19 protein-coding genes and 2 pseudogenes are annotated in these 20,888 nt (G+C 55.9%); all 21 read right to left on the bottom strand.

Annotated features, from left to right (window positions below; all coding sequences use genetic code 11):
• Positions 1–203: 203 nt before the first annotated feature.
• Complete coding sequence (gene aroA, locus BJQ97_RS06845; RefSeq protein ID WP_160156009.1) at positions 204–1,487, bottom strand: 3-phosphoshikimate 1-carboxyvinyltransferase; 1,284 nt, start codon at positions 1,485–1,487, stop codon at positions 204–206.
• Between the two features lie 286 nt (positions 1,488–1,773).
• Positions 1,774–2,877: a prephenate dehydrogenase gene (locus BJQ97_RS06840; protein WP_160156008.1), complete on the bottom strand. Its 1,104-nt coding sequence runs from the start codon at positions 2,875–2,877 to the stop codon at positions 1,774–1,776.
• An 87-nt stretch (positions 2,878–2,964) separates the two neighbouring features.
• Positions 2,965–4,062 (bottom strand): histidinol-phosphate transaminase, encoded by a 1,098-nt coding sequence (gene hisC / locus BJQ97_RS06835; protein WP_160156007.1) that lies wholly within the window; start codon positions 4,060–4,062, stop codon positions 2,965–2,967.
• A gap of 31 nt (positions 4,063–4,093) precedes the next feature.
• Positions 4,094–4,900, bottom strand: a complete 807-nt coding sequence (gene trpA, locus BJQ97_RS06830; protein ID WP_160157558.1) for a tryptophan synthase subunit alpha — start codon at positions 4,898–4,900, stop codon at positions 4,094–4,096.
• Complete coding sequence (gene trpB / locus BJQ97_RS06825; protein WP_160157559.1) at positions 4,884–6,098, bottom strand: tryptophan synthase subunit beta; 1,215 nt, start codon at positions 6,096–6,098, stop codon at positions 4,884–4,886. The genes trpA and trpB overlap by 17 nt, the downstream gene beginning before the upstream one ends.
• Before the next feature lie 362 nt (positions 6,099–6,460).
• Positions 6,461–7,101 (bottom strand): annotated as a pseudogene (locus BJQ97_RS06820) (phosphoribosylanthranilate isomerase).
• Positions 7,088–7,864: an indole-3-glycerol phosphate synthase TrpC gene (trpC, locus tag BJQ97_RS06815; protein ID WP_160157557.1), complete on the bottom strand. Its 777-nt coding sequence runs from the start codon at positions 7,862–7,864 to the stop codon at positions 7,088–7,090. The pseudogene BJQ97_RS06820 and the gene trpC overlap by 14 nt, the downstream one beginning before the upstream one ends.
• Complete coding sequence (gene trpD, locus BJQ97_RS06810) at positions 7,857–8,876, bottom strand: anthranilate phosphoribosyltransferase (RefSeq protein WP_160156006.1); 1,020 nt, start codon at positions 8,874–8,876, stop codon at positions 7,857–7,859. Before trpD ends, trpC begins: the two co-directional genes overlap by 8 nt.
• Entirely contained in the window at positions 8,870–10,396 is a 1,527-nt protein-coding gene (trpE, locus tag BJQ97_RS06805; RefSeq protein WP_160156005.1) for an anthranilate synthase component I, read from the bottom strand. Before trpE ends, trpD begins: the two co-directional genes overlap by 7 nt.
• Before the next feature lie 234 nt (positions 10,397–10,630).
• The gene (gene aroH, locus BJQ97_RS06800; protein ID WP_160156004.1) at positions 10,631–11,011 is read right to left on the bottom strand and encodes a chorismate mutase; all 381 of its coding nucleotides are present in this window, start codon (positions 11,009–11,011) and stop codon (positions 10,631–10,633) included.
• Positions 11,008–12,108 carry a 3-dehydroquinate synthase gene (gene aroB / locus BJQ97_RS06795; RefSeq protein ID WP_160156003.1) on the bottom strand — a complete coding sequence of 367 codons (1,101 nt, stop codon included), beginning with the start codon at positions 12,106–12,108 and terminating at the stop codon, positions 11,008–11,010. Before aroB ends, aroH begins: the two co-directional genes overlap by 4 nt.
• A 2-nt stretch (positions 12,109–12,110) precedes the next feature.
• Complete coding sequence (gene aroC / locus BJQ97_RS06790; protein WP_160156002.1) at positions 12,111–13,277, bottom strand: chorismate synthase; 1,167 nt, start codon at positions 13,275–13,277, stop codon at positions 12,111–12,113.
• Between the two features lie 99 nt (positions 13,278–13,376).
• Complete coding sequence (locus tag BJQ97_RS06785; protein WP_160156001.1) at positions 13,377–14,147, bottom strand: CheR family methyltransferase; 771 nt, start codon at positions 14,145–14,147, stop codon at positions 13,377–13,379.
• A gap of 71 nt (positions 14,148–14,218) precedes the next feature.
• Positions 14,219–14,668 carry a nucleoside-diphosphate kinase gene (gene ndk / locus BJQ97_RS06780; RefSeq protein ID WP_044731008.1) on the bottom strand — a complete coding sequence of 150 codons (450 nt, stop codon included), beginning with the start codon at positions 14,666–14,668 and terminating at the stop codon, positions 14,219–14,221.
• A gap of 98 nt (positions 14,669–14,766) precedes the next feature.
• The gene (gene hepT / locus BJQ97_RS06775) at positions 14,767–15,729 is read right to left on the bottom strand and encodes a heptaprenyl diphosphate synthase component II (RefSeq protein WP_160156000.1); all 963 of its coding nucleotides are present in this window, start codon (positions 15,727–15,729) and stop codon (positions 14,767–14,769) included.
• A 15-nt stretch (positions 15,730–15,744) separates the two neighbouring features.
• Entirely contained in the window at positions 15,745–16,449 is a 705-nt protein-coding gene (gene menG / locus BJQ97_RS06770; protein ID WP_011231696.1) for a demethylmenaquinone methyltransferase, read from the bottom strand.
• 4 nt (positions 16,450–16,453) lie between these two features.
• A pseudogene (locus BJQ97_RS06765) lies at positions 16,454–17,283 on the bottom strand (heptaprenyl diphosphate synthase component 1).
• A 61-nt stretch (positions 17,284–17,344) separates the two neighbouring features.
• A complete protein-coding gene (gene mtrB / locus BJQ97_RS06760) occupies positions 17,345–17,569 on the bottom strand; it encodes a trp RNA-binding attenuation protein MtrB (protein WP_011231698.1) in 225 nt (74 codons plus the stop codon).
• A 12-nt stretch (positions 17,570–17,581) separates the two neighbouring features.
• The gene (gene folE / locus BJQ97_RS06755) at positions 17,582–18,148 is read right to left on the bottom strand and encodes a GTP cyclohydrolase I FolE (RefSeq protein WP_160155999.1); all 567 of its coding nucleotides are present in this window, start codon (positions 18,146–18,148) and stop codon (positions 17,582–17,584) included.
• 128 nt (positions 18,149–18,276) lie between these two features.
• The gene (locus BJQ97_RS06750) at positions 18,277–18,549 is read right to left on the bottom strand and encodes an HU family DNA-binding protein (RefSeq protein WP_008879623.1); all 273 of its coding nucleotides are present in this window, start codon (positions 18,547–18,549) and stop codon (positions 18,277–18,279) included.
• 720 nt (positions 18,550–19,269) lie between these two features.
• Positions 19,270–20,748: a stage IV sporulation protein A gene (gene spoIVA / locus BJQ97_RS06745; protein WP_160155998.1), complete on the bottom strand. Its 1,479-nt coding sequence runs from the start codon at positions 20,746–20,748 to the stop codon at positions 19,270–19,272.
• Positions 20,749–20,888 lie beyond the last annotated feature (140 nt).

Here is a 20,888-nt window from a genome sequence, read left to right as displayed (position 1 = left end):
TTACAACGGGAACATGAATGATGATAATCGATCATGGCCGTTTCCGCAACCAAACCGCTCGCTGTCTGAAAGGTGCGCCGTTTTTCAGCCGGAAACCGGGATGTATCCGCTTTCAAAAAAATACGAAGCCAATTCCTCTCACTGACAATATATGAACGAACAACGCAAAATATGACCGCCCGCCCGCTTGGGGGCGGGAGGCCTTACAGCAGCGAACAGAGATCAGCAAAAAACGCCGGATAGGAAACGGCGACCGCTTCCGAACGCTCGAGGCGGACCGTCCCTTTGGCGATGCAGGCGGCAACGGCGAGCATCATGCCGATGCGGTGGTCGCCATGGCTGTCGACAACGATCCTATCAGCGTAAAGCGGCGTTTTGCCGCGGATGATCATGCCATCATCGGTCGCCTCAATGTCAGCGCCGAATTTTTTCAACTCGGTGACGACCGTATCGATCCGGTTCGTCTCTTTCACCTTCAGTTCGCTCGCGTCTTTGATGACAGTCGTTCCTTCCGCCTGCGTCGCGAGCAAGGCAATGATCGGAATTTCGTCGATCAATCTTGGAATGAGATCCCCGCCGATTTCGACCGCCCGAAGCGTCGACGTGCGGACCGTAATATCACCGATCGGCTCGGTTTCCTCGTTGCGGACGTTGTCAATCGCAATATCCGCCCCCATTTGTGTAAGCACATCGATGATGCCGGTCCGCGTTGGATTTAAGCCGACGTTTTTCAGCGTAATTTCGCTGTTCGGCACAATGGCGCCGGCGACAAGGAAAAAGGCGGCTGAGGAAATATCGCCGGGAACGTAAATGTGCGTTCCGCGCAAGCGTTGCGGGCCGGCCACCGAGACGGTCAAGCCATCCACACTCACTTCACCGCCAAACAACCGAACCATCCGCTCGGTATGATCGCGCGAGCGGTGCGGTTCGGAAACAGACGTCACGCCGTCAGCGAATAAGCCGGCGAGCAAAATGGCCGATTTTACTTGCGCGCTCGCCACCGGCGAAGTGTAGCGAAGCGGGCGAAGCGCGCCGCCGCGGATGGAAAGCGGCGTATAATTGCCCCCATCGCGCCCATCAATATGCGCACCCATTTCGCGAAGCGGCTTCGTCACCCGCCCCATCGGCCGCTTGGCGATCGATTCATCGCCGACAAGGCAGGCGTGAAACGGCTGGCCGGCCAAAATGCCGAGCAACAGGCGCGCCGTCGTTCCCGAGTTGCCGACATCAAGCACGGCGGCCGGCTCGCGCAGCCCGCCGGGGCCGGCTCCTTCGACAACGACTGTCGTCCCGTCCCGGCGAATGTCGACGCCGAGTTTTTGGAAACAGTCGATCGTGCTTAAACAGTCCGCCCCAGGCAAAAAATGGTCAATCACCGTCCGTCCAGAAGCAAGCGCCCCGAGCATGACGGCGCGATGGGAAATCGATTTGTCACCGGGGACTTCGATCATTCCTCGAAGCGACGACACGTTGGTTGGCAGCTGCATGCAAAATCCCTCCATCATGAGTGTTGATTACCCATTATTTTACTAACAAGCATAGAATCATATGGCTTAACACAAGCTTTTCTACCTTTTCCCTCGAACAAGAACGCCGGCGGGCAAATGTGATTGGCCCGAAAAGCGTTCATTGTTCGAGGAGAGCATGCGTACAGCATGCCCAGTCGGCAAACGGCACGTTTGCCGACAACGGCAGAAAAGCTAGGAATAGAGCGATGCCAATTGGATTTTATTGGTTAATCAACACACCTGTCCCTCCACATGTTTTTCATTGCTACCCTTCATAGGCGGCATAGTTCGTATGTTTGGCGAGGCACGCTTTCGCCCGCGCCCGATCGTCTTCGCTTTGGAAGCTGAGGCGGAGCACGCCGTAAATTTCTTCGCGCGTCTCAATGATGCGGATGTTCGTGATGCTGATGTTTTCCTCGGCTAAATAGCCGGTCACTTCGGAAATGACGCCCGGATAATCCGGCACGTCGACATACAAATCGTAAAACGACGGAATCGCTCCTTTCGTTCTCGACGGCAGCCCGTCGCGAAACTGTTTCGCCTCCAAAAAGTAATGGTAAATGGCGATGCTGTTTTCTTCTTCGACAAACGAGCGCAGCCGCTCCATTTCGGCGATCCAGCGGTCAAAGAGCGCAAGCAGTTCATGCTTGTTATGGATGAAAATGTCGCGCCACATTTCCGGATTGCTCGACGCGATGCGGGTGATGTCGCGGAAACCGCCAGCCGCCAGCCGGCTGACGAGGGCGTTTTCGCTCTCATATTCACGCGCCTGATGAACGAGGCTCGCCGCAATCAAATGCGGAAAATGGCTGATTACGCCAGTGATGCGGTCATGCTCTTTGGGCGTTAAGATGACAAACTGCGCTTTCGTTCCCGCAAGCCACTGTTTCAACGCCTCGACTTGCTGCGGCGGCACATCGTCCGTCGGCGTCAAAATGTAAAACGCGTTTTCAAACAGATGAGCCCTTGCCGCCGCCACCCCGCTTTTATGCGACCCAGCCATCGGATGGCCGCCGATGAACGCTATGCCATGATCCAACAAGCGGCGTGCGCCTTGGACGATGCGCTGCTTCGTGCTGCCGACATCGGTGACGATGACGCCGCGCTTTAACCGCTCGAGCGGCATCGACGAAAGCAGCGCCTCCGTCTGCATGACCGGAACGGCCAGAACGACCAAATCCGCCTGTCCGTATCCGTCTTCGGGTGAACGAGCGGCTTCGTCGATCACCTTGAGCGAGCGCGCCAAGCCCAGCTGCCGCTCATTGACGTCGTAGCCGATGATCATCGCCTCCGGATGCGCTTTTTTAATCGCCAATGCAATCGATCCCCCGATCAAGCCGAGGCCGACAATGAACACTTTTCCTTTCAATCGTCCCACCTGCTTTATGTAAACGTGCGCCCGCTGCTTTCAAAAAGCAACGGGCCGATCTTTTCTATCCATCCCACCGTTGAACGGTCAGGCGAGCTGTTTTTCCCGAAGCAGTTGCGAAACGAGTTCCAACACCCGGTCGTTTTGCTCTTTCGTGCCAACAGTCACGCGCACGCCAGTCGGCAGCCCAAGCGCTTGGCCCGAGCGGACAATGACGCCGCGCTCCAGCAAATAGCGGAACACTTCGTCGCCATCCAACCCGAAATCAATGAACAAAAAGTTCGTTTGCGACGGATAATACTTGAGGCCGTTCTCCTCGCAAAAGCGATAATACCGCTCAAGCTCGGCGCGATTTCGTTCGACGCAGGCGCGGATGAACGCTTGATCGTCAAGTGCGGCCGCCGCGGCCGCTTGGGCAATGGCCGACGTGTTAAACGGCTCGCGCGCCGGCTCGACGGCGCGGATGAGCGTCTCACTCGCCACGCCGTAGCCGACGCGGAGCGCAGCGAGTCCGTATGCTTTCGAGAACGTGCGCATGACGACAAGCTGCTCATACTCGTTTAAAAGCGGCACCGTTTGCGGATAGTCGGGCGCCGTCGCATATTCGTAGTACGCTTCGTCCACGACGACGAGCACGTGCGGCGGCACGCGGTCCAAAAAGGCGCGCAGCTCGGCATCATTCACATACGTGCCCGTCGGGTTGTTCGGATTGCAAATCCAGATGATGCGCGTGTTTTCATCGATCGCCGCAAGCATCGCCTCCAAATCATGACGCCCATCAACAAGCGGCACTTCGCGCACCTCGGCCCGCTCGATGATGGCATTATGCCGGTATTGCGGGAATGTCGGCGCCGCCATCACCGTATTCACGCCCGGCTCTAAAAAGGCGCGGCAAAGAATTTGCACCACCTCATCCGAACCGTTGCCAAAGAGAAGCTGTGTTTCCTTGACGCCAAGATGCTTCGCCACCTTTTCGCGCAACGTGCGGGCGCAGCCGTCCGGATAGACGGCGAGGCGGTCAAGCTCAGCGGCGATGGCCGCTTTTGCCGCTGGCGGCGAACCGTACGGATTCTCGTTAGAAGCAAGTTTGATAATCTCAGGCAAGCCATATTCCCGCTTGACTTCTTCGATCGATTTTCCCGGCTGGTACGGAGGAAGTCCCCGGAGCGATTCCTTTACTTGCATGATTGTCGCCAACTCCTTCAATTCGGAACTTTTAGCGCGAAGAACGCGGCTCCCGAAGCGGTGCGGCAAGCGAACGGGCGTACGCAGCAAACTCGGCGGCCGCCGCCTCCCTTTCATCCGGCGCCTGCAACCTCGGAGCCAACTGCTCGACTTTTTGCACGAGCGCGCTGCCGACGACAACGCCGTCGCACAACTCTTTTAACATCCCGACTTGCTCCGGCGCCGAAATGCCAAAGCCAACGGCGACCGGGACGCAGCTATGCCGCTTCACTTCGCGGAGGAAATCACCGAGCGTCTCCGGCAGCGTCTCGCGCACACCGGTGACGCCTAGCGAGGAGACGCAATACAAAAACCCTTGCGCCGCCGAAGCGATCCGCTCGATCCGCTGCTTGGACGTCGGCGCAACAAGCGAAATGAGAGGGAGACCGAATCGTTCGCCAAGTTCGCGGAGCGGACCGCTTTCCTCAAACGGCAAATCGGGAATGAGCACGCCGTCGGCGCCATTTTCCTGCGCTAAAGCAAAAAAGGATTCTTCTCCTAATTGTAACACAGGATTGTAATACGTAAAGAGAATAATCGGAATGTTTAGCCCTTTTTTTCGCATCTCGCCAATAAGCTGAATGGCTTTCGGCAGCGTCATGCCCCCGTCAAGCGCCCTTGCGGCGGCACGTTGAATCGTCGGTCCGTCAGCGAGCGGGTCGGAGTACGGCACGCCAAGTTCCAATATGTCAGCGCCGGCCTCCTCAAGCGCCAGGGCGAGATCGATCGTCACATCGGGAGTCGGATCACCGGCAACGATAAACGGGATAAATAGCGGCGGATTAACGGACAGTGGCAATGTCTTCACCTTCCCTCGCACCAAGATGGCGCATCATCGTTTGCACATCTTTATCTCCGCGGCCCGACAGGCAAATGAGCACCGTTTCATCCGGCGGCATCTCGCGGGCGAGCTCAACGGCTTTCGCCACCGCATGGGCCGATTCGATGGCCGGAATGATGCCTTCCGTTTGCGCCAACAATTGAAACGCAGCGACGGCCTCGTCATCGGTCGCGCTTTCGTAGCGGACGCGGCCAATGCTCGCCAAATACGCATGTTCCGGGCCGACGCCGGGGTAATCCAAGCCGGCGGAGATCGAATACGGTTCGAGAATTTGTCCGTACTCGTCTTGCAGCAGGTAGGTCATCGCCCCGTGTATGACCCCTTTCGTCCCTTTTGTGATTGTCGCCGCATGGTGCGGAGTGTCGATCCCTTTGCCGGCCGCCTCAACGCCGACGAGGCGGACGTCATCTTGCAAAAACGGATAAAACATGCCGATGGCGTTGCTGCCGCCGCCGACACAGGCGACGATGACATTCGGCAGCTTCCCTTCACGGGCGAGAAACTGTTCTTTCGCTTCATCGCCAATCACACGCTGAAACTCGCGCACCATTTTCGGGTACGGATGCGGACCGACGACCGAGCCGATCATGTAAAAATGGTCGTCGCAGTGGGCGACCCAATAGCGAATCGCTTCGTTCGTCGCATCTTTCAACGTTCGGTTGCCGCTTGACACCGGCACGACTTCGGCGCCCAACAGCTTCATGCGAAACACGTTCAGCTCCTGCCGCTTGATGTCTTCTTCACCCATAAAAACGATGCAATCCATGCCGAAATGGGCGGCCACCGTCGCCGCGGCGACGCCGTGCTGGCCGGCGCCGGTTTCAGCGATCAGCTTTTTCTTGCCCATCCGTTTTGCCAAAAGCGCCTGGCCGATCGCGTTGTTGATTTTATGGGCGCCCGTATGGTTTAAATCTTCGCGCTTTAAATACATTTTCGCGCCGCCGACTTGCCGTGTCAAATTCGGCGCGAACGTGAGCGGGGTCGGGCGACCGGAGTAATGCTGCAAAATGCGGATGTATTCTTGTTTGAACGATTCATCGGCAAGCGCTTTGTCAAGCTCTGCTTCGATTTCCTCAAGCGGAAGCATGAGCGTCTCAGGGACAAACTTGCCGCCGAAATCGCCAAACCGGCCGTATTCATTCGGAACGCGTTCCATCATCTAACCCCACCTTCTCCTTTATAAAAGTTGAAAGACGAAGAGCCGCATTTCTTCAAAGTGTCTGCGTTTGTTAGCCGTCTGAGCGCGTCAGCGCCGTCTTTTGGCCCTTCGCTTTGTTTTCATCCGGCGTGTTGATTAACCAATAAAAAGTCTATTGAGAAGGCTCTAGTCCGAGCTTTTCTGCCGTAGTCGGCAAGCGGTTCGCTTGCCGACCGGGCATGCTGCCGCATGCCCTCCTCGAACAATGAACGCTTTGCGGGCAAATGTCATTTGCCCGCCGGCGTTCTTGTTCGAGGGAAGAGGCAGAAAAGCTTATGTTTAGCCGCATCATTCTGTGTTTTTTCGTACATAACGGATCATCAACACCCGTGATGTTTTATTTTTTCTTCAATTTGTTTCATCTTCGCTGGATCTTTGCGTCCGTCCGTTTCAATGCCGCTGCTGATATCGATGCCATCCGGGCGGTAGACAAGCAGCCGCTCGATATTGTCCGGAGTGATGCCACCAGCGATGAAGCACGGCACGCCTTGGCGGGCCGCCTCTTCCAAATAGTGCGGCACCGCCTCCCAATCAAAAGCAACGCCCGTCCCCCCCAAGCACCGGCGGCGCGGCTGTCAACGACGTAGCCATCGGCAATGCCAACGTACTGCTTCATCGCCGCAAGCGCACCATCACCATGGTGGATCGCCTTCCAAACGGAAAGCGGCACGGCCTCTTTCACCGCCGCCAGCTCCGCCGGCGTTTCACGGCCGTGGCATTGGATGACATGAAGCGGCAGCTGGTCGGCGACAGCGGCGATCCGCCTAACGGGGGCGTTGACAAAGACGCCGACAACCTGCTTTGCGCCAAGCTTATGGGGCGCGAGCCATTGCTGCACTTCACTCGGAGAGACGTTCCGCTTGCTTTCGGCGAAAATAAAGCCGAGGTAATCAGCCCCGCTCGCGATAGCGGCCTGCACGTCTTCAGCCGAACGGTTTCCGCAATATTTAATTCGAATCATCCCCATCTTCCTCCCCAAACAGCCGGTAGACCGCCCGCTCCACATCATCTTGGCGCATGAGCGACTCGCCGACGAGCATGGCCTGCGCTCCGTGCGATTTGACCGTCTTCACATCATCGAAGGAACCGATCCCGCTTTCGCTGACGATGACACACGATGGCGGGATGAGCGAAGCGATCGTTTTGGTCGCCTCAAGTGTTGTCACAAAGGTATGCAAGTCGCGGTTGTTGATGCCGACGATCTCCGGCGTAAACCGTTCGAAAATCCGCTCGAGCGTCTCTTTCGCATGCACCTCGACCAGACATTCGAGCCCCAAGCTGTACGCTTCATGATAGAGCTCCTCGAGTGTTTCCGGCGGGAGCGCCTCGCCGATCAATAAAATCGCATCCGCCCCGAGTCGGGCGCTTTCCTCGACTTGCCGCCGATCGATGATGAAATCTTTGCGCAGCACGGGAACGTTAACCGCTTCTTTCACCGCTCGCAAATAGCGGCGATGCCCTTGGAAATATCGTTCATCCGTCAGCACGCTGATCGCGTCGGCACCGGCGCGCTCGTATGCTTTCGCGATGGCCACCGGATCAAAATCCGGGCGAATGACGCCTTTTGACGGCGACGCTTTTTTCACCTCAGCGATCAAGCCAAGCATCCGCCGCGGCCGACGGAGCGCCTCCGCAAATGGCCGGCGCTTTCTCTCTAGCAATGGCTCCGGCAGCGTCAACGTTTCCACTTCTTCCCGTTTGGCTGCTAAAATTTGCTCAAGCATCATGAACCACTTCCTTCGCCCGCAGGCGTTGCAGTTGTTCATATGCGGTTTTGGACAAAATGGCCTCTTTCGCCATCGCCACTCCTTCGGCAATCGTTTCAGCTTTGCCGGCGGCATACAGGGCGGCGCCGGCGTTCAGCGCAACGATATTGATGGCGCTCTCCGGAGCTGTTCCCGCCATCACCGCCTCAAGAAGCGCGGCGCTCTCTTCCGGATCGCGCACTTGCACATCGGCAAGTTCGCCGCGCGGCAAGCCGGCGTCTTCTGGTGCGATGACAAAGCGGCGGATCGCACCGTCTTTCAACTCCACGACATCCGTTTCTGCAGCGATGCTGCATTCATCAAGCCCATCGCGCCCGGTGACAAACAACACATGTTCCGAACCGAGGCGGCGCATCGCCTCCGCCAATTTCTCAGCGTAGCGGGTCGAATAGACGCCGACGACTTGCCGCTTGCAGCGCGCCGGATTGGCGAGCGGGCCGATCAAGTTGAAAACGGTGCGGAAACCGATTTCCTTCCGCGGCCCGGCAGCGTATTTCATCGCCGCATGATAGAGCGGGGCGAACAAAAAGGCCAGTCCTTTCGTTTCCAACGCCTGTTTGGCGGCCGACGGCGACGTTTGAATGTCAATGCCGAGCCGCTCGAGCACATCGGCGCTGCCGCTTTTTGACGAAACAGCGCGGTTGCCGTGCTTGGCGACTTTGACGCCGAGCGATGAAATGACGATCGACGCGGCGGTAGAAACGTTGAATGTCGCCGCCCCATCGCCGCCCGTGCCACACGTATCGATGACATCATCGCTAGTCTCCACGGCAGTCATCCGGTCGCGCATCGCCCGTACAAATCCGACGAGCTCATCGACCGTCTCTCCGCGCAGGCGGAGCATGGACAACAGACTTGCGATTTGACTGTCCGTCGCCTCGCCGGACATGATGATATTCATCGCCGCATACGCTTCGTCTTCCGTCAATGCTTTCCCTTCCGCACATTTCGAAAGCAGCTGCTTCAACATACGACCCTCTCCCCTTTAGCAAATAGTCGTTCCGCTTGTTCAATCGCCTTCATCAAGGCGCTCGCCTTATTGCGCGTCTCTTTCCACTCCAGTTCCGGAACGGAGTCGGCGACAATGCCGGCGCCGGCTTGCACATAGGCATAGCCGTCTTTCACGACCGCTGTCCGGATGGCGATGCACGAATCGATGTTGCCGTCAAACCCGATATAGGCAATCGCTCCGGCATACAGCCCCCTCGCTGTCGGCTCGAGTTCCTGCAAAATTTGCATCGCTCGCACTTTCGGCGCCCCGCTCACCGTTCCAGCCGGAAAGGCGGCAAGTAGTGCATCGATCGGGTGGACGTTGTCGTCCAGTTCACCGATGACTTTGGAAATTAAGTGCATCACGTGTGAAAACTTGCCGATTTGAAGCAACACCGGCACCTCGACCGTTCCGTGCTTGGCGACCCGACCGATGTCGTTGCGCGCCAAATCGACAAGCATATAATGCTCAGCCCGTTCTTTCGGATCGTGGTACAGCTCATCAGCCAGCCTCTCGTCTTCCTCCGGCGATCGGCCGCGCCGCCGTGTGCCGGCAATCGGGTCGATTTCAACGCGCCGACGGTGCACTTGAATCAGTTTTTCCGGCGAACTGCCAACAATTTCTATACCGTCAAGCTGGAAATAAAACATGTACGGCGACGGGTTGATGTATCGGAGCAACCGATAAATGGCAAAGCCTCCGGCTTGAACCGGCACGCAGAAGCGCTGCGACAGAACCGCTTGAAACACATCGCCGGCCGCGATGTACCGTTTCACGGCCTCCACATCGCGCAAAAACTGTTTTTTGTCATAGTTGGACACCGCTTTGGCAAACGAGGCGGTCCACCCCGATTCGTTTTCCGCCGGCAACAGCGGCTGCTCGGCTTGAGAGCGGGCCGCTTTCGACGCGAGATCGGCCATGCGCCGTTCGGCCGCGCGGTACGCTTCGATTTTCTCTTCCTCCGTTTCATGGCCGCTCAACCGAATATAGTGAATGATGAGCAGCTCACGCTTTTGGTGGTCAAATGCAAACAGCGATTCACAAAACACGAAATAGGCCGTCTTCATAGGCACATCGCGGTTTTTGTGGCGCGGCACTTTTTCGATGGTGGAAATGAAATCATAGCCTAAAAACCCAACTGCACCGCCTGTAAACGGCACCGTCTCGGCAAGCGGCTTGACGGCAAGCGTCTGCTCGACCCATTGAAACGCTTCTTTCAGCGTCGGCGCGGTGATTTGTTCGTTCCCGTTTTCGTCTTTCACCGAAAACGTTTCACCCGTTTCGCTCTCCAGCATCAAAAACGGCGCCACACCGATGAACGAATAGCGCGCCCACGGCGATTCGTCATCCTTGCTTTCAAGCAAAAACACGGCTTCCTCGTGCAAATTGGCAAACACGCCGAGCGGCTCAATGACATCGGCTACAAATTTGCGCACAATCGGGATGGTGCGAAATTCGTTCGCTTCCGCCAAAAAAGCGGCCAGCCTATCAGCAGACATCACTTCTCCTCCCTCCATGATCAGCGGGCGGAGAATGAGGGTTTATGAGGCGAAAAAAGAGAGGGAAAATAAAACGCCCAAAGACGACCGTCTTTGGGCAGATGTCGGCGAAGGAAAAAACGCTCACCTCAGCTAAACTCGCTCATTCTCATCTACCCTGCGCTCGCTCTCCGCTCTCGCTCCACTTCTCACGCCCCCGCTGTCTCAGGGGGCAAAGAAGTTATTTTCACTATATTACATTTCTGTTTTTTTTGTCAACGACAAATCCGGGCGCAACACGACCGCCCCTTTTAAATACACGTGGCAGATCTCTTCTTGCTGTTTCTCCGTCGCCACCGCCATCATGACGCGAATGCAGCGCGGCAATGAACCGGGCACCGGAATTTCCCGCGTGCACATGACCGGCACATATGTCCAGCCGTCCAAACGGCGCAGCGCCTGCGCCGGAAACGCGGCGGTGATGTCGTCGGTGACGGAAATGAGCACAAACGACACATCGGCAGCGGCGACATCGTTTGCGCGGATCATTTCACGAAGCAACGTTTCAGTTGCCGCCACGATTTCCTCGGCGTCATTTCGATCCACCGTAATCGCTCCGCGAATGCCGCGAATCATCCTTTCTCCCCCTGTCTGGAAAACTCATCCAACCACGTGAGCAGGTTGTCGTCTTCGAGTTCCACCACTTCCACGTCGCCGATCTCACAGAGAAGCACCATCCGCACTGTTCCGGCGTACGCTTTTTTGTCGCCTTTCATCTTCTCAAGCAGGCGGCGCGTCTGAACCGTTGTCGGCAGCGACACCGGGAAGCCGTATCCGGCGAACCAGTCGGCCAATCGATGCTCAGCGAACGACCGGCCGTAAAACCGTTCGCTGACAAAGACCGCAAACAGCATGCCAACCGCAACCGCCTCCCCGTGAGTGAGCGCGCCGTAGCCTAACTCGCTTTCCAGCGCATGGCCGAGCGTATGGCCGAAATTCAAATGGGCGCGCACCCCGGTTTCTTTTTCATCCTCACGCACGACGGACGCCTTAATGTCAATGCCCTTTTCAATGCAATAGGCGAGTTTCTCGCCGCGCAAGTCCGCGAGCGTCTTGATTTCCGCACGCAACCAGTCATAAAAGAGGCGATCACGGATCAGGGCATGTTTGATCACCTCAGCAAACCCGGATCGAAGCTCGCGCTCGGGCAACGTGCGCAAAAAGGAGGTGTCATACACAACTGCTTCCGGCTGGTGGAAGGCGCCGATCATATTTTTGCCGAGCGGATGGTTGATGGCGACTTTGCCGCCGACGGCGCTGTCATGGGCCAAGAGTGTCGTCGGCATTTGAATGTAACGGATGCCGCGCATATAGGTGGCGGCGACAAACCCAGCCAAATCGCCGACAACGCCGCCGCCAAGCGCAATGATAACCGAGCGGCGGTCGAGGCCGCACTGCAATGCCGCTGTCTGGCAAGCGTAATAATGATGAAATGACTTGGCCGCCTCCCCGCTTGGAATGACGTAGGCGTACACGTCATACTCAGCGGCGGCAAGCAACGCCCGCACCTCATCCAAATAAAGAGGCGCCACAGTATCATCGGTAACGATGAAAAGTTTTGTCCCTGGCGGACAAGAGAGCGACCGAAGCAAGCTTGGCAGCGCGCGGGCCGCCCCATCACCCAAAAGAAGCGGATAGCGCTTCGTCGCCGTTTCAATCGTCCGTTCGATCATCGTCAAAACTCCTTTGCATAGCGGCGGGCGCGTTCCACATTTTCCTTAATCAAGTCCATCCGATCCTGCCCAAACTGCTCAACGATCGCCGCCGCCACTTCCCAGGCGACAACGGCCTCAGCGACAACGCTCGCCGCCGGCACGGCGCAGCTGTCCGATCGCTCAATGCTTGCCGCAAACGGCTCTTTCGTCTCGATATCCACGCTTTGAAGCGGCTTGTACAGCGTCGGGATCGGCTTCATCACTCCGCGCACGACGATCGGCATCCCGGTCGTCACCCCGCCTTCAAAGCCGCCCGCCCGGTTCGTCCGACGTGAAAAGCCTTGTTCTGGGCTCCAAATGATTTCATCGTGCACTTCGCTTCCCGGGCGGCGCGCCGCCTCAAAGCCGATCCCGAATTCGACGCCTTTAAACGCGTTGATGCTGACGATCGCGGCCGCGATTTTCGCATCAAGCTTTCGATCGTAATGGACGTAGCTGCCCACTCCGGCGGGAACACCTTCAACGATCACTTCAACGATGCCGCCGATCGAATCACCGTTTTTCTTCGCCCAATCGATCGCTTCCATCATTTTTTGCCCCGCCTCCGAATCAAAGCAACGCACCGGTGATTCTTCCGTCACGGCCTGCAATTCTTCAAGCGAACGATAATCGAGTCTCTTTGCGCGCACGCCGCCGATTTCGATGACATGCCCGGCGACGCGGATGCCGACCTCCTCCAAAATGCGTTTTGCCACCGCTCCAACCGCCACGCGCACCGTCGTTTCACGCGCCGACGAGCGCTCCAGCACGTTGCGCATATCGCGATGGCCGTATTTCAGGGCGCCGTTTAAATCGGCATGCCCTGGGCGCGGACGCGTCACTTTCCGCTTCACTTCCGCTTCGTCATCAATCGGCTCAACCGCCATAATCGTTTGCCAATGTTTAAAATCGCGATTCTCGACAACGAGCGCGATCGGCGAGCCGAGCGTCTTCCCGTGCCTGACGCCGCCTGTGATTTTCACTTCGTCTTTTTCAATCTGCATGCGGCGGCCGCGTCCGTATCCTTTTTGCCGGCGCGCCAGCTCTTTATTGATGTGCTCGGCGCACAGCGCGAGCCCGGCCGGCACTCCTTCCAAAATGGCCGTCAATTGCGGTCCATGCGATTCCCCTGCCGTCAAATACCGCATGTTTGTCTCTCCCTTCAGGTCTTTAACGCGTTTAAGTAAAAATATATCATAAATTCGAAAAATGAAAATAGTTTCAGGAAAAAAAGAAGCGGGCGTGAGCTATTTTTTTCGGTAAAAAAACGTCTCTTCGACTTCAAAACCGTACAGGTCGGGATTGAAAATCTGCTCGGTGCTGCCGACAAACAGCACGCCTCCCGTCCGGAGCGCGTCGTGAAATTTGCGATACAGCATCCGCTTCGCCTCTTCCGTAAAATAAATGAGCACGTTGCGGCAGACGATCAAATCCATGTTGCGCGGAAACGGATCCGCGAGCAAGTTGTGCTTTTGAAACTTGACCGTTTGTTTAATCTTTTCGTCTATTTTATAATACTCGCCTTCTTTCGTAAAAAACTTTTTTCTCATTTCCTCGGGCAGCTCTACAAGCGACCGTTCGCTGTACAAGCCGAGGCGCGCGCGGGCGAGCGCATGATCGTCAATGTCGGTCGCCAACACCGACACGCGGTGAAGCGGCAATCGTTTGGCGAGCACCATCGCGAGCGTATACGGCTCCTCGCCGGTTGAGCAGGCGGCACTCCACACGTTCGGGCGCGGGTTTTCCGACAAAAGCCGCGGCAAAATGGTGTGCTCAAGCACCTCCCAACGCTTGGCGTTCCGGTAAAACTCCGAGACGTTGATCGTCATCCGATCCAAGCATTCATGCCATAGCGCCGGCTCTTTCTCCATCGCCGCAAACAGCTCGGCAAAGCTCTTTAGCCCTTTTTTCATGTACAACGACGCCAAACGCCGCCTCATCTGGGCTTCCTTATATAGCGATAAGTCAATGCCTGTTTTTCGCTTCACTTTGGCAATGAACTGCGCATAATCGTCCATCGTCGCTTATTCCTCTCCCTTGTCAATGTACAAAAACGGCAAAAACCGGCCGAAGGCGGCCGGTCTTCACGTCAGTACAGCCATGCATTGATCTGTTTCGAGTAGCTGACGAGCTCTTCTTCTTTAAAGAACAAGTTGATTTCGCGTTCGGCGCTTTGCGGCGAGTCGGAGCCGTGGATGACGTTTTTGCCGACCGTCAAGCCGAAATCGCCGCGGATCGTGCCAGGGGCAGCCTCCTGCGGATTCGTTTTCCCCATCATTTGCCGAGCGGCGGCGATCACGTTCTCGCCCTCCCACACCATGGCAAACACTGGCCCCGAGGTGATAAAGTCGACAAGCTCGCCGAAAAACGGGCGCTCTTTATGTTCAGCGTAATGTTGCTCGGCAAGTTCGCGCGACACTTGCATCAGCTTCGCGCCGACAAGCTGGAAGCCTTTTTTTTCAAAACGGGCGACAATCTCGCCGATCAAATTGCGCTGAACCCCGTCTGGTTTCACCATGATGAATGTCCGTTCTGCCATTCGCTCTCCACCTCTACTGTCGTATGTACTGGGAAACGGATTCCCACCCATCATAGTATCATTGTTTTCCGCCGTTGGCAACAGCGTCCTTGAAAGCGCTAATAATCCCTTTTCCCAATGTAGAGGGCGAGATCATGAAGCAGCGTGCGCGCTTCATTGGCCGGCAGCTCGTTGAGCAGGCCGAGCGCCTTTTCCAAATAGCGATCGCTTAGCGCATACGATCGTTCGATGGCGTCCGTCTGTTTGATGGCCGCTAGCACCGCCGCCATCTCCTCGGCATCCGTGTCCGCGTTGACAGCCGTAATATTTGCCCGCACCTGTTCATCACAAAGGGCATACAGCACGGGCAGGGTGACGTTTCCTTGCTGCAAATCGCTTCCAGCTGGTTTGCCGAGCTGCTCTTCTGTGCTGGTGAAATCGAGAATGTCATCGGTAATTTGAAACGACATGCCGACGTAATGGCCGAACCAATACAACCGATTGGCCACGGCTTCCGGCGCGCCGGCGGCAAAGGCGCCAAGCTGGCAGCTGGCGGCGATCAATAGCGCCGTTTTCCGGCGGATGCGCCGCAAGTACGTGCGAAGCGGCTGATCAAATCGGTATTTATCCTTGATTTGCTCGATTTCCCCGCGGCACACTTCAACAATCGTTTTTGCCAACACTTGATGAGCGCGGGGGCTCTCAAGCTCCGCCATCCGCTCAAGCGAACGGGCGAAGAGGTAATCGCCTGTATACATGGCAAAGCGGTTGCTCCATCTCGCCTTGATCGTCGGCCGCCCGCGCCGCACGTCGGCGTCATCGATGACATCATCGTGAACGAGCGATGCCATATGGATGAGTTCGAGCGCTACGGCTACATGTTTAATCCGTTCGAAATCATAATGGCCAAAGCGAGCGGACAGCAAGACAAAAACGGGACGGATGCGCTTTCCGCCCGCTTGCAATAAATGGAGCGCCGCTTCCCCGAGCGGCCCGTATTCGGATCGGACCGTCCGCTCCAGCTCCTCTTCGACCGCCGCCAAATCATCGCTTAAAAACGAATACATCGCCTTTAACTTCATGGTGTTCACCTTGACTCATCGTTTATAGCCTAAATGCATGGCCGCTACGCCGAACGTGTACGGTTTGACCTCGACATCGACGAAACCGGCTTCGCGGAACATCTCGGCCAGCTCGTCCCGCCCTGGAAATTCGCGCGCCGATTCCTGCAGCCACGAGTATTCCTCATAGCTTTTCGCCAACAGCTTGCCAAACAGCGGCATAATAAACCGAAAATAAAAATAGTAAAGCTGGCGGAAGCCAAACAACGTCGGCTGCGACGTTTCCAGACAGACGGTCATGCCGCCCGGCTTGGTGACGCGGTGCATTTCCTTAAGCACCGTCATATAATCAGGAACGTTGCGCAAGCCGAAGCCGATCGTCACATAATCGAACGAATTGTCGGGAAACGGCAGCTGCATGGCGTTGCCGTGAATGAGCTTGACATTGCCAAGGCCGCGCGCCTTCACCTTTTGTTCGCCGACTTTCAGCATGTTTTCGCTGAAGTCAAGGCCGTACACTTCCCCCTCCGGCCCGACCGCCTCAGCCAGCGCGATCGCCCAGTCGGCCGTTCCGCAGCAAACGTCGAGCGCCCTTTTCCCTTTTTGCACATTCATCCTCCGCATGACGTCTTCGCGCCACTTCAAATGGCGGCGGAAGCTGATGACTGAATTCATCCGGTCATAATGTGCAGAAATTTTTTCAAATACGCGATGGACCCGCTCTTCTTTCGATTGATGCATCGTTCTACCCTTCTTCCACCGACTTTTTGACGATGGCTTGAAATCCACCGACAAGTTCCGCCATGCGACACCGCAGCAGGTCGTTCATCGGCAAATTCGCCGCCAGCAGCGCTTCCTTGCAATGGTCAATATAACGCTCGCAAAGGCGAAGCAAATGCCGCTTTTGTTCTTTCGTCAGCCCTTTGGCCCATGGAAAGGCGATATGCGCCATTTGCTCAAACAGCATCGATGACCCAGTGCGGACGAACGCTTCCTGCTCAAGCAGCAAGCGCCGCAAAAGCAAGTAATGGCCGGCAAATTCCCCCATTGCGGCGCCCCGATGCGCTCGGCAAGCTTCGCAAGCAACGCCGACTCGATCATGCCGACCGCGGCGAACAGCGTCTCGATCCGCTCCACCTTTTGTTCATACAGCCGCACTTTTTGCTCATTAATCTCACGGACCGCTTCAGCGAACAAACGGATGAGCGCAACATCGCCCGAGCGCGCCAGCAAATCGTAATAAAGCCCGCTGTACAAGTCGCCGGCCAAAACGACAAGCTGCCGCGTCCGCAAATCGCCGCCGCGGTCTGTCACCTGATCATGGGTATCAAGGGCGATTTGCATGAGCATCATGGCGATGATGCACCGGTCCGGCTCATTCAGCCCCGCCGGAGCATCCGTCATCATCGACAGCGAAAGCAGCAGCCGGTCTTCATCAACAGCCGGCGCCGGCACATGTTCGCGCAAATACGGATGGTCAAGCAGCCGTTCGATTTGTTCCTTCAATGACGCCAATTTCACCATGATGTCATTCACTCTTCTCACCCTTGCCCCCAAAAATATCCGCACCGCCATGACGGACTCATTATAACATAATTTTGTCGAAAACGCTCTAGTTTGCTAGAAATTTGCCGGTTTACTTTTTCCCTTCCGATTCAACCACACCGTGGCGCGTTTGAATATACGCTTTTCCTCTCACTTTGATCGCCGACGTATGTTCCGTGAACTGAGCGATCAACACTTCGCCTTTGTCAAGCTTTTCCGAATGGTGAAATCTTGTGTCCGCGCCGCGCGTCAGCCCAATGACGTTCACCCCGTCTTCGAGCGCTTTAATGACGACAAAATCGCTGTTGGTGTACATCCTCTTCCCTCCTTACGCTTTGATTAACGAAAGCACTTCAGCGCGGGCGTTGGCATCTGTTTCAAACACGCCGCGCACCGCTGTTGTCACTGTTTTGGCTCCCGGTTTTTTCACTCCGCGCATCGTCATGCACATATGCTCCGCCTCAACGACGACCATCACCCCATGCGGCTCAAGCGCCTCGACGATCGAATCAGCGATCGTTGCCGTGATGCGCTCTTGCAGCTGCGGACGGCGCGCCACCGCCTCAACAGCTCGAGCGAGCTTGCTAAGCCCGGTCACTTTCCCTTCCCGAGGAATATAGGCGACGTGGGCAGCGCCAAAAAACGGCACTAAATGGTGTTCGCACATCGAATAAAACGGAATATCCTTGACGAGCACAAGCTCCTCATGTTCCTCGCTGAATACGGTTTGAAAGTGCTGCTTCGGGTCTTCCTGCAGACCAGCGAACACCTCGGCGTACATTTTCGCCACCCTCTTCGGCGTATCGATAAGCCCTTCGCGGTTTGGATCTTCTCCGATGGCCTCGAGAATGAGGCGGACCGCATATTCAATTTGTGCAAAATTGATCTCTGGCATACAAACAACATCCTCCTGCATCATAAAAGCTGCATGTAATCCGATTCTAGCATAGGGAGCCAAAAAAAACAAAAAAGAAGGGCCGGTGGATCACCTGCCCTTCCCTCCTGCGCTCCTGCTATGTAGGCTTACTTGACGGCATCTTTCAATGCTTTGCCCGGTTTGAATGCAGGAACTTTGCTTGCCGGAATTTCCATTTCTTCGCCCGTTTGCGGGTTGCGTCCTTTCCGAGCGGCGCGCTCGCGCACTTCAAAGTTTCCAAAACCGATTAATTGCACTTTATCGCCTTTTCGCAACGCTTCTGTAATCGAATCAAACACCGCATCAACGGCTTTTGTTGCATCTTTTTTGGAAAGACCGCTTGTTTCAGCGACCGCGTTGATCAATTCCGTTTTGTTCATGCCATTCACCTCCTCCCAAGGGGCTGATCTTGCTTACTACCATTTGTGCACACTTTTCTGCTTTTCTATACATAGACATCCAATCCCCGCGGCAAGAAGGCTCGTGCGCCGACGCAGCCAATCACGCTATGTTTGCCTCGCGACAGTCCGCAGGAGATGCGCCTATGCCGCCGGCTGAAGCCCCTTCCCAACAGGTTTGGGCTTCTCCTGTTTTCACCGGACGCAAACGAAGCAAAGGGCGAGGAAAACCGCCTTCTTCCCGCCAACAGGCGGTGACATGCCTAATCTTAACCAATTGACCGCGGAAATTCAACATCTTTTTTCGCAAAAACGGCCAATTTTAGGCATATTTCACCAAAACAACGATTTCAGATAAAAGATTACCATAACGCCATGCTCATAATCAAGTGCCAATCCTGATTTCTCAAGGGTTTTGGCGATTTTTTCCCTTTGCTGCTTAGCAACTGAAAAAATGGCATCAAAAAAAGCCCCCTTGTCGGGAGCTTGGCTCGCGGCCCTGCGAGTCCCTCTGCGGCGGCAACAGCCTCCTCGCGGACCTCGCAGCGCGTATCGCCGATGGGCAAGCGGCCTCCGCTTTTCTTTCTGTCTAGCTGCGGCTGCTAGCTCCCTTCTGCAAAATAACCCCACCCTCGAAGTGCAAGCACTTCTGCGGGCGGGGAACATTTTGTCTCGGGAGCTTGGCGCGCGACCTCCGCTTTTCTATAAAATAATCGCAATGAGGCCGCCGGAGCCTTCGTTGATGATGCGCTCAAGCGTTTCTTTCAGCTTGTAGCGGGCGTTTTCCGGCATGAGCGCAAGTTTCGCTTGGATGCCTTCACGGACGATGGAGCTGAGCGAGCGGCCGAAAATGTCAGAGTTCCAAATCGACAGTGGATCGTCTTCGAAGTCTTGCATTAAATAGCGGACGAGCTCTTCGCTTTGCTTTTCCGTGCCAATGATCGGTGCAAACTCCGATTCGACGTCGACTTTGATCATATGAATCGACGGCGCAACGGCTTTCAAACGGACGCCAAAGCGCGATCCTTGGCGGATGATTTCCGGTTCGTCAAGACTCATGTCGGACAAAGCGGGCGCAGCGATGCCGTAGCCCGTTTGTTTGACCATTTTCAGGGCGTCGGCGATTTGGTCATATTCCGCTTTCGCATGGGCGAAGTCTTGCATGAGCTGAAGCAGATGGTCTTTGCCGCGAATCTCGACGCCGACGATTTCTTTTAAAATTTGATCGTACAGCTCATCCGGTGCATACAAGTCAATTTCGGCGATCCCTTGCCCCATTTCGATGCCGGCAAGCGCTGCTTTTTCGATGAAATCGTACTCGGCAAACTGCTGCACAACCCGGTCGACATCGCGCAGCCGTTTGATGTCTTTGACTGTGTCGCGCACCGCTTCTTGGTAGCTTTCGCGCAGCCAATGATCTTCGCGAAGCACCATCACCCAGCTCGGCAAGTTGACGTTCACTTCAAGCACCGGGAATTCATATAATGCTTCGCGAAGCACGTTATACACGTCGGCTTCGCGCATGCTTTCCACGCTCATGGCGAGCACCGGAATGTCGTACTTTTCGGCGAGCTCGCGGCGAAGCGCCTCGGTTTCCGAATGGTGCGGCCGAACGGTATTGACGATCATAATGAACGGCTTGCCGACTTCTTTGAGCTCGCTAATGACCCGTTCTTCCGCTTCGACATAGTCTTGGCGCGGAATTTCCCCGATCGTGCCGTCCGTCGTAATGACGACTCCAATCGTCGAATGTTCTTGGATGACTTTTCTTGTCCCGATTTCCGCCGCCTCTTGGAACGGGATTGGCTCTTCATACCAAGGCGTGTGGATCATCCGCGGCCCGTTTTCGTCTTCATATCCTTTTGCGCCGGGCACGGCGTAGCCGACGCAGTCGACAAGACGGATGTTGACTTCAAGCCCCTCATCAACTTTCACCGTCACCGCCTGGTTTGGCACGAACTTCGGTTCTGTCGTCATGATCGTCTTGCCGGCGGCGCTTTGCGGCAGCTCATCTTGGGCGCGCGCTTTATCGGCTTCGTTTTTAATGTTCGGAATAACGACCAGCTCCATAAACCGTTTAATAAACGTCGATTTTCCGGTGCGGACGGCGCCGACGACCCCTAAATAAATGTCCCCGCCGGTCCGCTCGGCGATATCTTTAAAAATATCGACCTTTTCCAAATGACTCCCCTCCAGTCCTTCGGTCGTTATAAGAAACAGTGGAATGAGCTAGCATAGTCGGACACTATATGCATATGATGTTGTCCGATTCGGTTATGACTAAAATAGAAAAAATCCCTTCTCTAGAATGTATTTTCCTA

It is taken from the genome of Geobacillus sp. TFV-3 (assembly GCF_009901865.1).
Classification (GTDB): Bacteria; Bacillota; Bacilli; order Bacillales; family Anoxybacillaceae; genus Geobacillus; species Geobacillus thermoleovorans_A.
The sequence above is the reverse complement of the archived record's forward strand: the minus strand, read 5'-3'. Positions and strand labels throughout refer to the sequence as shown.

Bases quoted from the DNA above. Each gene is read 5' to 3' on its own strand.
- aroA (WP_160156009.1), bottom strand. From the start codon at position 1,487: ATGCAGCTGCCAACCAACGTGTCGTCGCTTCGAGGAATGATCGAAGTC.
- hisC (WP_160156007.1), bottom strand. From the start codon at position 4,062: ATGCAAGTAAAGGAATCGCTCCGGGGACTTCCTCCGTACCAGCCGGGA.
- trpB (WP_160157559.1), bottom strand. From the start codon at position 6,098: ATGGAACGCGTTCCGAATGAATACGGCCGGTTTGGCGATTTCGGCGGC.
- trpC (WP_160157557.1), bottom strand. From the start codon at position 7,864: ATGCTTGAGCAAATTTTAGCAGCCAAACGGGAAGAAGTGGAAACGTTG.
- trpD (WP_160156006.1), bottom strand. From the start codon at position 8,876: ATGTTGAAGCAGCTGCTTTCGAAATGTGCGGAAGGGAAAGCATTGACG.
- trpE (WP_160156005.1), bottom strand. From the start codon at position 10,396: ATGTCTGCTGATAGGCTGGCCGCTTTTTTGGCGGAAGCGAACGAATTT.
- aroH (WP_160156004.1), bottom strand. From the start codon at position 11,011: ATGATTCGCGGCATTCGCGGAGCGATTACGGTGGATCGAAATGACGCC.
- aroB (WP_160156003.1), bottom strand. From the start codon at position 12,108: ATGATCGAACGGACGATTGAAACGGCGACGAAGCGCTATCCGCTTCTT.
- aroC (WP_160156002.1), bottom strand. From the start codon at position 13,277: ATGCGGTATTTGACGGCAGGGGAATCGCATGGACCGCAATTGACGGCC.
- BJQ97_RS06785 (WP_160156001.1), bottom strand. From the start codon at position 14,147: ATGGACGATTATGCGCAGTTCATTGCCAAAGTGAAGCGAAAAACAGGC.
- ndk (WP_044731008.1), bottom strand. From the start codon at position 14,668: ATGGCAGAACGGACATTCATCATGGTGAAACCAGACGGGGTTCAGCGC.
- hepT (WP_160156000.1), bottom strand. From the start codon at position 15,729: ATGAAGTTAAAGGCGATGTATTCGTTTTTAAGCGATGATTTGGCGGCG.
- menG (WP_011231696.1), bottom strand. From the start codon at position 16,449: ATGCATCAATCGAAAGAAGAGCGGGTCCATCGCGTATTTGAAAAAATT.
- mtrB (WP_011231698.1), bottom strand. From the start codon at position 17,569: ATGTACACCAACAGCGATTTTGTCGTCATTAAAGCGCTCGAAGACGGG.
- folE (WP_160155999.1), bottom strand. From the start codon at position 18,148: ATGCCAGAGATCAATTTTGCACAAATTGAATATGCGGTCCGCCTCATT.
- BJQ97_RS06750 (WP_008879623.1), bottom strand. From the start codon at position 18,549: ATGAACAAAACGGAATTGATCAACGCGGTCGCTGAAACAAGCGGTCTT.